General features: G+C 74.0%; 4 protein-coding genes. All 4 read right to left on the reverse strand.

Annotated features, from left to right (window positions below; all coding sequences use genetic code 11):
• Positions 1 to 54: 54 nt before the first annotated feature.
• Entirely contained in the window at positions 55 to 9,798 is a 9,744-nt protein-coding gene (locus AB0A97_RS19785; protein WP_361151370.1) for an amino acid adenylation domain-containing protein, read from the reverse strand.
• A 173-nt stretch (positions 9,799 to 9,971) separates the two neighbouring features.
• On the reverse strand, positions 9,972 to 11,309 hold the full coding sequence (locus AB0A97_RS19790; RefSeq protein WP_361151373.1) for a serine hydrolase domain-containing protein: 1,338 nt from the start codon (positions 11,307 to 11,309) through the stop codon (positions 9,972 to 9,974).
• A 267-nt stretch (positions 11,310 to 11,576) separates the two neighbouring features.
• Positions 11,577 to 12,257 (reverse strand): response regulator transcription factor, encoded by a 681-nt coding sequence (locus AB0A97_RS19795; protein WP_361151376.1) that lies wholly within the window; start codon positions 12,255 to 12,257, stop codon positions 11,577 to 11,579.
• The gene (locus AB0A97_RS19800; RefSeq protein WP_361151379.1) at positions 12,227 to 13,504 is read right to left on the reverse strand and encodes a sensor domain-containing protein; all 1,278 of its coding nucleotides are present in this window, start codon (positions 13,502 to 13,504) and stop codon (positions 12,227 to 12,229) included. The genes AB0A97_RS19795 and AB0A97_RS19800 overlap by 31 nt, the downstream gene beginning before the upstream one ends.
• Between the last annotated feature and the right edge of the window lie 120 nt (positions 13,505 to 13,624).

Here is a 13,624-nt window from a genome sequence, read left to right on the forward strand (position 1 = left end):
TGGTGTCTCTCCGTGGAAGTCGTAAGGCTCAGGTGCGGGCGGCGTCGGCGGGGCTCAGGGAGCCGGTGGCCCGTCGCCCTCGAAGTCCGCCAGGGCGGCCTGCTCCAGCTCGGCGAGGATGCGGTCCTCGACGACCAGGGCGAGCTGGGCCACGGTGGGCGCGGTCAGCACGTCGCGCGGGGACAGGTCGAGACCGAACGCGACCTTCATCCGCAGCACCGTCTGGATGCTGAGGATGGAGTCGCCGCCCAGGTCGAAGAAGTTGTCGTGGATGCCGACGCGTTCGACGCCCAGCAGGTCGGCCCAGAGGTCGGCGAGCGCCTCCTCGGTGGGCGTCCCCGGGGGGACGTGGTCCTCGGCGTCCTGCGCCGCCTGCGGCTCGGGGAGCGCCGCCCGGTCGAGCTTTCCGTTGGGGGTCAGCGGCAGGGCGTCGAGGACGACGACGGCGGCCGGGACCATGTAGCCGGGCAGCGAGACGGCGGTGTGCTCGCGCAGTTCCCGCGGGTCCGGCTGCCGGCCCTCGGCGGGCACCACGTAACCGGTCAGACGGCTGTGGCCGGACCCGCCGTCGCCGCCGGTGGCGATCACCGCCGCCTCGGCGACCAGCGGGTGGGACAGCAGCGCGGACTCGATCTCGCCGAGTTCGATGCGGTAGCCGCGGATCTTGACCTGGTCGTCGGTGCGGCCGAGGAACTCCAGGTGCCCGTCCGGCCGCCACCGGGCGAGGTCGCCGGTGCGGTACATCCGGGAGCCGGGCGGCCCGTAGGGGTCGGCGACGAAGCGTTCGGCGGTCAGGCCGGGGCGTCGTACGTAGCCGCGGGCCAGTCCGGCTCCGGCCACGTACAGCTCGCCCCGTACGCCGGCGGGCACCGGCCGCAGGCCCGCGTCCAGGACGTGCAGGAGGGTGTTGTCGCGGGCCCGGCCGACCGGCACCGGACCGGGCTCGGCCTGCTCGCCGGGCTCGATGCGGTACTCCATGCAGCCGACGGTCGCCTCGGTCGGACCGTACTCGTTGATCACGGTGACGTCCGGGTGCGTCCGGCGCCACTGTTCGAGCACTTCGCCGAGCAACTGCTCGCCTCCCACCACGAGTTGACCGGTGGTGAGCAGGTCGTCCGCGAGGGTGCCCAGCAGCGCCAGGTGCGAGGGCGTCACCTTCAGCAGGGAACAGTCGCGCGCCGCGCCGGGCAGGGCGGCCGTGTCCTCCAGGGTGCTGATGAGGACGCGGCCGCCGCTGATCAGTGGGGTGTAGAGGGCGGTGACGGTGAGGTCGAAGGTGACGGGGGAGTGGAGTACGGCGGTGCCGGATGCTCCGGGGTAGGCGTCGGCGGCCCAGGCGACGTAGTCGGCGAAGGAGCGGTGTTCGATGACGACGCCCTTGGGGCGGCCGGTGGAGCCGGAGGTGTAGATGACGTAGGCCGGGTGGGCCGGGTCGAGCGGGGTGGTGCGTTCGTCGTCGCGCACCGGCCCGCACGCCAGGCCCGCACCGGGCCCGTCCGCGCCCGCTCCGTCCAGGAGCAGCCGCCGGGCGGCCGGGACCACCGCCTGCGACGCGGAGTCGGCGAGCACCAGCGCGGGCGCCGCGTCGTCGAGGACGTGGGCGATGCGCTCCGCCGGGTGGGCCGGGTCGACCGGCACGTACGCGGCACCCGCCTTGAGCACGCCCAGCAGCCCGGTCACCAGATCCACCGAAGGCTCGGCGGCCACCGCCACCAGGTCCTCGGGGCCGATGCCGCGGGCGATCAGCGCGCGTGCCAGCCGGTTGGACCGCTCGTCCAGCTCCCGGTAGGTGACGCGCTGCGAGCCGTTGAGGAGGGCGACGCCTTCGGGGGTACGGGCCACCTGCTCGCCCAGCATCCGCAGCACCGTGCCGGTACCGGCGTCGCGCACCGGGCCGGTGCCGGCGTCCAGCAGGGCCTGGCGCTCGTCGGGCGCCAGCCACGGCAGCTCGCGCAGCGTCCGCCCCGGGCCCGCCACCGCCCCGGCCAGGATCTCCCGCAGCCGGCCGGTCAGCGTCCGTACCGACTCCTCGTCGAACAGGGCCGGGTCGAAGGCGAAGCCGAACCGCAGCCGTTCACCGGGGTAGACCGTCACGGCGAGCGGGTAGTTGGTCGTCTCGACCTCGGCGTACAGGTCGCGCAGCCGCAGCCCGTGGGCGCTGCCCGCCTCCTCGTCGATCGGGTAGTTCTCGAAGATGACGATGCTCTCGAACAGGGCGCTGCCGCTCGGCACCTCGGCGGTGGCCTGCACGCGGGCCAGCGGCAGGTGGTCGTGGGCGCGGGACTCGGCCTGTGCGGCCTGGAGCCCGGCGAGCCAGGACACCAGCGGGGCGCCGTCGTCGATGCCTACGCGTACCGGCAGCGTGTTGATGAAGATCCCGTGGATGGCCTCGGACCCGGCCAGCTCGGCCGGGCGGCCGGAGACGGTGGCGCCGAACACGATGTCCCGCTCCCCGCTGTGGCGCGCCAGCAGCAGCGCCCAGGCGCCCTGTACCAGGGAGTTGAGCGTCAGCCGGTGCTCTCTGGCCAGCGCGTTCAGCCCGGCGGTCAGCTCCGGCGTCAGCTCCAGACCCACCCGGCCGGAGGAGCGGCTGTGGTGCGGGCCGGTGGGCTGCCGGTCGTAGGGCAGCGCGGTGGGAGCGGCGAAGCCCCGCAGCGCGTCGCGCCAGAACTCCTCGGCGGCCCGGGTGTCCTGGTCCGCGAGCCAGGCCACGTGGTCGCGGAACGGCGGACGGAACGGCAGCGCCGGTTCCGCCGCGCCGCCGTCGGCGTCCGCGCGCCGCAGCGCGCCGTAGCACGCGAACACGTCGGACAGCACCTGGAAAGCGCTCCAGCCGTCCAGCAGCAGGTGGTGGAAGGTCCACAGCACCTGCACCGCGTCGCCGGGCAGCGCGGCGAGGGTCACCCGCATCAGCGGGGCGCACGACAGGTCCAGACCCGCCGCCTGGTCCCGCTCGAACAGCTCGTCCAGCGCGGCGCGCCGCGCTGCGTCCTGCTCCGCGTCCTGCTCCGCGTTCCGTGTCAGGCCGCGCCAGTCGAGGTGGTCGACCGGCAGCGACACCGTACGGTGCACGGCCTGCAGCGGTTCGTCGAGCCCGTCGCGGAGCACGCTGGTGCGCAGGACCGGCGTACGGTCGACGACCTGCTGCCAGGCCTGGCCGAGCAGCCGCGGATCGGTCACGCCGTCCAGCACGAAGGAGACCTGCTCCACGTACAGCGGCCGGTCCGGCTCGGTCATGCTGTGGAAGAGCATCCCGCTCTGCATCGGCGTCAGCGGGTAGAGGTCCTCGACGGCGCGGCCGTCGCCGGCCACCCGGTCGAGGGTCGCCTGGTCGAGTCCGGCCAGCGGGAAGTCGGAAGGGGTGACGCCGCCGGCGGCCGGGTCGGCGCAGTGCCGCAGGATGTCCCGCAGGGCCTCGGCGGTCTGTTCCGCCAGCCCCTCGACGGTCTCCCTGTCGTGCACGTCGGCGGAGTAGTACCAGGTCATCGACAGTTGACCGGACTCCACGCGGCTGACCGCGTCCAGCAGGTGCGGCCGCTGCTCCCCGGGGTGCCCGGTGAGCTGGACCCCATCACCCCCGGGACGCAGCAGCGAGCCGGCCGCCGCGCCGGTGTCGAACCGGCCGAGGTAGTTGAAGCTGATCTGCGGCACGGCCCGGCCCGGCTGCCCCAGGGGCGCGTCCGGCCCGGCGAGGTGACGCAGCGCGCCGTATCCCAGGCCGCGGCCCGGTACGGCCCGCAGCTGCTCCTTGACGGATTTGAGCGTGGTGGCCCAGTCCGCGGCGGGATCGACGGTCAGCGCGACCGGGTAGATGCTGGTGAACCAGCCGACGGTACGCGTCAGGTCGATGTCGTCGAAGAGTTCCTCGCGGCCGTGGCCTTCCAGGTCGACGAGGGTGCGCGGACTGCCCGTCCACCGGGCGAGCACCCGGCCGTAAGCGCTGAGCAGGACGTCGTCGACGCGGGTGCGGTAGACCGCGGGGACCTGCTGGAGCAGGGCGCGGGTCTCCTCCGTGCTCAGCCGGACGGTCACGGTACGGGTGGAGGCGACGGTGTTGGGCCCCTCGCCGTCCACGGGCAGTGCCCCGGCATCGACGGGGCCGCCGTCCGCCGCGGTGACCGCGTCCCAGTGGCCGGCCTCCGCCGCGAAGCCGCCGTCGGCGGTGTGCCGCGACAGCCGCAGCGCCCACTCGCGGAACGAGGAGGTGCCCGGCCCCAGGTCGACGGCCCGGCCGGCCGCGGCCTGCCGGTAACCGGTGTCGAGGTCTTCGGCGAGGACCCGCCAGGACACGCCGTCCACGGCCAAGTGGTGCGCGCTGAGCAGGAGTTGGGGAGGCCGTGCGGCGCCGCGCTCGACGAGGACCGCGGTGAACTTGCGGTCCTCCTCCAAACGGAACCTGGCCTCCGGCCCCTCGACCCAGGCACGTACCGCCGCGTCCTGCTCCGGCCCGTCCACGCCGGACAGGTCGATGCTGCGCAGCACCGTGTCGTCCGCGTGCGCCGGTGCGGTGAACTGGTGCCACTGCCCGTCGACGCGGGTGAAGCGGCTGCGCAGCGCGTCGTGCTGCCGGGGCAGCGCGGCGACGGCGGCCGCCAGCGCGGCGCGGTCGGCTGCCGGGTCCAGATCGAGGACCACGTACTGGTCGAAGTGTTCCGGCCCCGCTCGGTGGTGGTCGAAGAACCAGTGCTGTACGGGGGTCAGCGGGACGTCACCGGTGGCCGCGGCCCGGGGCCGCGCCTCCTTCCCGGCGGCGCCGTGGGTGACCGCGGCGGCGGCCAGCGAGGCGACGGTCTGCCGCAGGAAGACGTCCTTGGAGTGCACGGTCAGGCCGGCGGCACGGGCCCGGGAGATGACCTGCATGCTGAGGATGGAGTCGCCGCCCAGCTCGAAGAAGTTGTCTTCGGCGCCGACCTTCTCCACACCCAGGACGTCCGCCCAGATTCCGGCGAGGGTCTCCTCGACGGGTCCGCGCGGTGCGACGTACTGCCGCGTGCCCGCCGAGGTGTTCCAGTCGGGCGCGGGCAGGGCGCGGCGGTCGAGCTTGCCGGCCGGGGTGAGGGGGAGACGGCCGACGGTGACGAAGGCGCTGGGGACCATGTGGGCCGGCAGGGACTGTCCGAGGAAGTCGCGCAGTACGGCGGCTTCCGGGGCGTCGGCGCCGGGGGCGGTGACGGTGTAGGCGACCAGCCGCTTGGGGCCGTTCTCCACCTGGACGGCGACGACGGCGGCGGCCGTGAGGGCGGGGTGGGCGAGCAGTGCGGTGCGGACTTCGCCGGGTTCGATGCGGAAGCCGCGGATCTTGACCTGGTCGTCGATGCGGCCGAGGTACTCCAGCGCTCCCGAGGGCAGGGCGCGGGCCAGGTCGCCGGTGCGGTAGAGGCGCTCGCCGGAGGCGAACGGCGCCGCGGCGAAGCGCTCGGCGGTCAGGTCGGGCCGCCCCAGGTACCCGGACGCGAGACCCGCGCCACCGATCCACAGTTCACCGGGGATGCCCGGCGCGACCGGCAGCATCCGCTCGTCCAGGATGTGCACGCTGGTGTGCGCGATCGGGCGTCCGATCGGCACCGAGGGGCGCCGGACGTCCTCCGCGGTGATGCGGTGGGTGGTGGCGAAGACCATGCTCTCGACCGGCCCGTAGCCGTTGACCAGGCGCAGCGCGGGGTATTCGGCCAGTACGCGGGCCACGTGCGCCGGCGAGGCGGCCTCGCCGCCGGTGATGACCTGTTCGACGGAGCCCAGGGCCGCCGGGTACTCGTCGACCATGACGTTGAACAGGCTGGCGGACAGCCACAGAGTGGTGACCTGGTGCTCGGCCACCAGCTCGGAGATCACCTCGGGGTCGGGCGTCGAGCCCGGGTGCAGGACGCAGGTGGCGCCGTGCAGCAGGGCGCCCCACAGCTCCAGCGCGAAGGCGTCCCAGGACATCGGGGCACTCTGCAGCCAGACGTGCCGCGGACCGAACTCGGCGAAGTCCTGGCCGCGTACGACGCGTACCGCCGCCCGGTGGGGTGAGACCACGCCCTTGGGACGGCCGGTGGAGCCGGAGGTGAACATCACGCAGGCCGCGTCCGACGGGCTCGTCACGCACGGCAGGTCGTGGGCGTCCAGCGTCTCCAGCTTCGGCCGGTCGCCGTCGAGCGACACCACCTCGGCCGGCCCGTCCGGCAGCCGTGCGGCCCGCGCGTCGTCACTGACCACGACGCGTGCCCCGGTCTCGGCCAGCAGGTCCGCCAGCCGCCCGTCGGGGAACGCCGGGTCCAGCAGCGCGTACGCCGCACCGGACTTGAGCACCGCCAGCAGCGCCACGATGAGGCCGGTACCGCGTTCCAGACACACCGCCACCACCGCGCCCGGCCCGGCGCCGCGCGCCGTCAGCAGCCGGGCCAGCCGGTTGGCCTGCTCGTTCAGCTCCCGGTACGAGACCCGCGCCCCGTCGTACACCAAGGCCGTCGCGTCCGGCACCGCCGCCGCCCGCTCCTGGAACACCTCGTGCAGGCACTGGCCCAGCGCGCCGTCCTCGGCGCGGTCACCGGCAGCCGCCGCGGTGCCGTGTTCCTCCGTGGCGACCGAGAGCGGCAGTTCACCCATCGGCCGGTGCGGTGCCCGCACCACGCCCTCGAAGAGGGTGCGCAGGTAGCCGCCCATGGTCTCGACCGTGGCGGCGTCGAACAGGTCGGTGCTGTACTCGATGACACAGTCCAGCGCGTCGCCCTGCGGCCAGAACTCGACGAACAGGTCGAAGCGCGAGGAGTAGCGGGGCAGGTCGTAGCCGGTGATCCGCAGCCCGCCGGCGTCCGGCAGCTCCGGCTGCCCCTGCTGGAGCGCCACCACCACCTGGACCAGCGGGTTGCGGCTGAGGTCACGCTCGGGGGCCACCGCCTCGACCACCCGGTCGAACGGCACGTCCTCGGCGTCGAACGCCTCCAGCACCGTCGTGCGCACCTCGCCGAGGAAGCCCGCGAAGTCCCGGGCGGGGTCCACCTGGGAGCGCAGTACGAGGGTGTTCACGAAGAAGCCGACCAGCGGCTCCAGTTCGGGGCGGGAACGCCCCGACGACGCCGTGCCGACCGCCACGTCCCGCTCACCGCTGTAGCGCGACAGCAGGAGCTGCACGCCCGCGGCCAGCGTCATGAACAGTGTGGCGCCGTGCTCCCTGCCCAGCTCCCGCAGGGCCGTGACCAGCGGGGCGGGCAGCGCGAAGCGGTGTGCCGCGCCGCCCGTCGCGCGGACGGCGGCACGGCTGCGGTCGGCGGGCAGCCGCAGCGGGGTGAGGCCGTCGAGACGGCGCTTCCAGTAGGCGAGCTGGTCGTCGAACGCCGGGCCCGACAGGCGGTCGCGCTGCCACACCGAGAAGTCGGCGTACTGCGCGGGAAGGGCGGGCAGCACGGCGTCCACGGACTCCGCGCCGTTGTGCGCTGCCGCGTAGAGCGACGCCAGTTCCTCGGCGAGGATCCGCATGGACCAGCCGTCGGTGACGATGTGGTGCAGGGTGAGGACCAGCAGGTGCTCCCCGTCGGTCAGCCGGATCAGCAGGGCCCGCCACGGCGGGCCCTGGCGCAGGTCGAACGGGAGCCCGGCGTCCGCGCGCAGCAGCAGGTCCAGCTCCGCCCGCCGCCCGTCCGTTCCCGCTCCTTCGGCGCCCGGCGCCTCCGCACCGGTCAGCGACACGGTACGCAGCGGCGGTTCCAACGTGGTGTGCACGTACTGCACGCCACGCCCGTCGACGGCGTCGAAGGTGGTGCGCAGCGACTCGTGGCGGGTGGCCAGCGCCCCCAGGGCACGGCTCAGCGCCGCCGCGTCCAGCGGCCCGGCCAGCCGCAGTCCTAGGGAAGTGTTGTACTCGACCGCGCCGTGCTCGAACTCGTAGAGGAACCAGAGGCGTTGCTGGGCGTACGACAGCGGCAGCGCGCCCTCGCGATGTGTCGCCGGGATCGGCGCGTGCGCGGTGCCGTCGTTGGTGCGCCCGCCGTCGGCCGTGTCCAGCGTCCGGGCGAGGTCTGCCACGGTGGGCGCGCCGAACAGCACCCGGTGCGGCACCGGGACGCCGAGTTCGGCCCGGACGCGGGAGACGATCCGCATGCTCAGGATGGAGTCGCCGCCCAGCGCGAAGAAGTCGTCCTCGACGCCGACCCGCCGCACGCCCAGGACGTCGGCCCAGATGCGCGCGATCGTGCTCTCCAGGGGAGTGCGCGGAGCCACGTGGGCGGCGGTCTGCGCGTTCCAGTCGGGCGCGGGCAGGGCGCGGCGGTCGAGCTTGCCGGCCGGGGTGAGCGGCAGCCGGTCGAGGGTGACGAAGGCGCTGGGGACCAGGTGTTCCGGCAGCGCGCCGCCGAGGAACACGCGGAGTTCGGCGGGCCGCGGCGCCTCGGCACCGGGCGCGGCGACGAGGTGGGCCACCAACTGCCAGGCGCCCTGTTCGCGTCGTACGGCGGTGACGGCGGCCGAAGCGACGGCCGGGTGGGCGAGCAGCGCGGAGCGCACCTCGCCCGGCTCGACGCGGAAGCCGCGGATCTTGACCTGGTCGTCGGCGCGGCCGGCGAATTCCAGCGCACCCGAGGGGAGGACGCGGGCCAGGTCGCCGGTGCGGTAGAGGCGCTCGCCGGGGGCGCAGGGGGCGGCGACGAAGCGTTCGGCGGTCAGGTCGGGCCGCCCGAGGTAGCCCAGCGCGAGGCCGTCCCCGCCGATCCACACCTCGCCCGTCGTGCCGGCCGGCACCGGGCGCAGCCGCTCGTCCAGGACGTGCACGGTGGTGTGGGCGAGGGCCGTACCGATCGGTACCGTCGGCCCGTGCAGATCCTCCTCCGTGACCCGGTGGGAGGTGGCGAAGACCATGCTCTCCACCGGACCGTAGCCGTGGATCAGCGCCACGCCGGGGTGGGCCTTCAGCAGCCGGGCCATGTGCTGCGGCGAGGCCGCCTCGCCGCCGGTCATCACCTCGCGTACCGCGCCCAGGGCGTCCGGGTACTCGTCCACCATGAGGTTGAACAGGCTGGTCGACAGGAAGCAGGTGGTGACCCGGTGCTCGGCGATCAGCTCGGTGATCACCTCGGGGTCGGGCGCCGAGCCGGGGTGCAGGACGCAGGTGGCGCCGTGCAGCAGGGCGCCCCACAGCTCCAGCGCGAAGGCGTCCCAGGACATCGGGGCGGCCTGCAGCCAGACCCGGTCCGGCCCGAAGGCCACGAGGTCCTGCCCGAAGAAGACGCGTACGGCGGCCCGGTGCGGCGCGACGACGCCCTTGGGGCGGCCGGTGGAGCCGGAGGTGAACATCACGCAGGCCGCGTCCAGCGGACCCGCGGTACGCGGCAGGTCGTCCGCCGTCCGCGCCGCCACCGCGGCCCGGTCGCCGTCGAGCGACACCACCTCGGCCGCGCCGTGCGGCAGCCGCCCGGCCCGCGCGTCGTCGCTGACCACGAGCCGCGCACCCGTCTCACCGAGGAGGTCCGCCAGCCGCCGGTCCGGGAACGCCGGGTCCAGCAACGCGTACGCGGCGCCCGTCTTCAGCACCGCCAGCAGCGCCACCACCAGCTCGGGGCCGCGCTCCAGGCAGACCGCGACCACCGCGCCCGGCTCCGCGCCCCGCGTCACCAGCAGCCGGGCCAGCCGGTTGGCCCGCGCGTTCAGCTCCCGGTACGTGACCCGCACCCCGCCGAAGACCAACGCCGTCGCGTCCGGCACCAGCGCCGCCCGCTCCTGGAACAGCTCGTGCAGACAACGGTCGGTGGGGGAGGCGCCGGCGGGGTCCTGCGAGGACCCGGCTGCCACGGCGATCGGTCGCAGGGATGCCGTACCGCGTTCCATGTTCCCTCTTCCGGGTTCGGTGCGGGGGCATGCCGCCCAGGGGGCGCGGGCATGCCGCCGGTGAAAAAAATTGCACAAGTCGGATGCGGGCCAGGGCTTCGGTGCCCTGCCCGTCGGATGCCGCCGCGCCCGTGGCCGTACGGGCGCGGCGGCCGGCCGGTGACCGGCCGGTGTCAGACGCGCTGGGCGCGCCGGCCGGTGACCTGGATCTGGTCGATGCCGCCGGTGGCGGGGTTCCGCAGGAAGCGGCCGAGGTAGACCATGCCGCCCTCGGCGAACTCCCGGAGGGTGAACTCCAGCCCCTCGTGGACGGTGATCCGGGCGAACGGTTCGCCGTCCAGCCGCAGCGTCAGCTCGTCCCCGTTCCCGTCCGCGCCGCCCGGGCCGACCAGGTATTCGGTCTCCCCGTTGACGTACCGGCCCAGGCAGCCGGGCGGCGCCGGGATCTTCTCCCGCGGGTCGCGGAAGGCGGAGTACGAGTAGCTGGCCACGTCCAGACCGAGCTGTCGCAGGTCCGCCAGCAGGCTCTCCCACATGGCCATGCCGGTGTGGGCGTTGGTGGTCAGCGCGACGACGGTGCCGCCCGCCGGATCGACGCGCAGGTGGCAGGAGGTGCCGTCGGCGGTGCCGTCGTGGCCGGTCCAGTGGGTGCCGTCGTCGGCACGGTACAGCGACAGGCCCAGCCCCCAGCCGTCGGCGAGCCCGAACGGCTCGGCCCCGGGCACACCGGCGCGCATTCCGGCCAGGGCGTCGGCGTCCAGCAGCCCCGGCACGCCGTCCGCGTCGTCGGTGTGCAGCAGGCCGAAGGCCAGCAGGTCCAGGGCGCTGAGGGCGAGCGCCCCGGCCGGCGCCTCGATGGCGGGCAGGGTCTGGCGGACCGGCACCGCGCGGGCCGGCGCGGTACGGGCCGCGTGTCCGGAGACGTACGGCCGTGCCGAAGGGCCCGCGATGTAGGCAGGTTCGATGTCCAGCGGGTCCAGCAGGAAGCTCTCCAGCGCCTCGCGCCAGTCCATTCGTACGGCCTGTTCGGCGAGCATGCCGATGACGGTGTAGCCGACGTTGGAGTAGGAGAACGAGGAGCCGAACGTGTCGATGGGCGCCATCCGGGCGCAGTCGGCGAGATAGCCGCGGCGGGTGGCGCCGGCCAGGCTGTCGGAATCGCGGCCCGGCGGCAGCCCGCCACTGTGGCTGAGCAACTGGCGCAGTGTCGTGGCGGCGCCGAAGCGGGCGTCCGGCGCGCGCAGTTCGGTGAGCACCTCGGCCACCGGCGCGTCGAGGTCCAGGTCGCCCTCGTCGACCAGCAGCATGGCCAGCGCGGCGGTGAACGCCTTGGTGATGGAACCGACCGGGAACTTGGCGTCCCCGGTCACCGGCACCGTGCCCGCCGCGTCCTGTTCGCCGAACACGAAGGAACGGGTCTCGCCCTTGTGGTGCAGGGCGAACTGCCCGCCCGGAACACCGTGTTCGCGTGCGAGCGCGGGCAGGCGCCCGGACAGCTCTTCCACGTTCATGAAATCCCCCTACAGGCGTCGGCGGCACACCCTTACGGTGGCGCCGCCTCGGCCTGCTTTCCCTGTACTGGTCCCGCGGCCCACCGGCCGGGCCCGCCTGCCGGGCAGGACGGTCCGGCCCCGGAACGCGTACTGCGTCCGACGGGCCTGCGTGGACACCATCCCCCCGGGTGGGCCCGGCGCGCCACCTTCGTAAGCTGTCGCGAAATCAACCGGGTCACGGCACCGCCGGCGGAAAGCCGGCACCGGGCGGGGCGGGGGCGGGGATCACTCGTCGCGCAGGTACGCCAGGACCGCGAGCACCCGGCGGTTGCCGTCGTCGGGGGAGAGCCCCAGCTTGGCGAAGATGTTGCCGATGTGTTTGGCCACCGCCCCGTCGCTGATGTTCAGGGCGTCCCGCACCATCGCGTTGGAGTAGCCGTGGGCCATCAGCCCGAGCACCTCCTGCTCGCGGGCGGACAGCAGCTGGTACTGGTGGCGCTGGTCGCGCTCCATCAGTATGTGCTGGACAACCTGGGGGTCGATCACCATGGCTCCTGCGGCGACACGTTCGACTGCCTGGGCGAATTCGCTGAGTTCACCGATCCGGTCCTTGAGCAGGTAGCCCAGGCCGGCCCGGCTCTGGCGGTGCGGCGTTCTGCTGGGGGTGAAGAGCTCCTTGGCGTACGCGTTCGCGACGTACTGGGACAGCACCAGGACCGGCAGGTCCGGGTAGCTCTTGCGCAGCTCCGTCGTGGCACGCAGTCCGTCGTCCCCGTGCCCCGGCGGCATCCGTACGTCGGTGACGACGATGTCCGGGGAGCACTCCCGTACCGCTGTGATCAGGGAATCGGCGTCCCCGACCGCCCGGACCACCTGGTGGCCGAACTTGTGCAGCAGCTCGACGATCCCTTCACGGACGAGCGCCGAGTCCTCGGCTAGGACGATACGGAGTGACTGTGCTGGCACGGAATCTCCAGGCTGAGGGCGGTGGGACCGCCAGAGGGGCTGGACAGCACCAGTCTTCCATCGACCACCGCGACCCGGTCGGCCAAGCCCTCCAGCCCGCCGCCCTCGCGCAGTTCGGCACCCCCGACGCCGTTGTCGGTGACCGTGACGGACAGCCCGTCCCGGGTCAGCCGGCCGTACACCGTGGCGGACGTGGCACCGCTGTGCTTGACGACGTTGGTGAGTGCCTCGCTGATGAAGAAGTAGGCGGTCGCCTCGATCTGCGTGGGCAGCCGCCCGGCCAGCTCCACGTCCACGTCCACCGGCACCCGGCAGCGTACCGCGACCTCGGACACCGCCGCGGCGATGCCGTGGTCGGTGAGGACCTGCGGATGGATGCCGCGGACCAGGTCGCGCAGTTCGTCCAGCGCCTGCTTCGCCTCTCCCCGGGCCCGGGATATCAGCTCGCCGGCCCGGCCGGTCTTCGCGTCCGCGCCGCCGAACTCCATCTCGGCCAGCCCCAGTGTCATGACCAGCGCCACCAGACGCTGCTGCGCCCCGTCGTGCAGATCCCGCTCGATACGCCGCCGCTCGGCCTGGAAGGCGTCGGCCATCCGGGCCCGTGAACGGGTCAGTTCCACGACCCGGTCGGTCTGCCCGCTCTCCTTGGGCGCCAGCATCAGCCGCACGAACCAGCCCTGCGCGGCGGCCGCCGCCCCCAGGACATAAGCGGCGACCGGCAGGACGGCGATCCCGAGGCCGGTGAGCAGCAGCGCCTCCGGCTGCCCGGAGGTGACCGCCACCTCGACCGGGAAGACGATCAGTACGACCAGTGAGCCCGCCAGGGTCAGCAGGGCCAGGTCCACGACGGAGAGCAGCACCGCGAACACCATGGCGAAGCCGAACTCCCGCCAGGTCGCGCTCTCCTGCAACCGGGTGGTCAGCCACGGCCACAGTCCCGGCCGCGCGACGGCACGGTGCGGACTGGCCGGTCGTTCGGTGTGCGGCCCCTCCAGCAGCCGCAGCCTGCGCCGCTCCAGCGCGGCCAGCGGGATACCCAGGAGGACGGAGCCCGCCAGGATCACCAGTCCGATCCCCGCCACCGACAGCAGCAGCCCGCACACCACCACACCTCCCAGCACGATCAGCGAGAGAAGTCCGAGCAGACCGGAGGTGGCGAGGTAGCCGAGCGCACGCCACGGCGCGGCGGAGGTGAGGAAGCTGACCGGGTTCCGGGTCACGGCCCGCCAGATGGGAGAGGAGCTCATTCGGACCACAGTAAGGCTCCGCCGGGGACCGGTGGGGGCGCCCCGGGGGGCGCCCCCCCCCGGGGGGCCGGGCGGGCCCCGGCGGGGCGCGCCGGGGGGGGGGGCCCCCCGGGGGGCAGC

The sequence above is a fragment of the Streptomyces sp. NPDC045470 genome (assembly GCF_040646595.1).
In the GTDB taxonomy this organism is placed as follows: Bacteria; Actinomycetota; Actinomycetes; order Streptomycetales; family Streptomycetaceae; genus Streptomyces.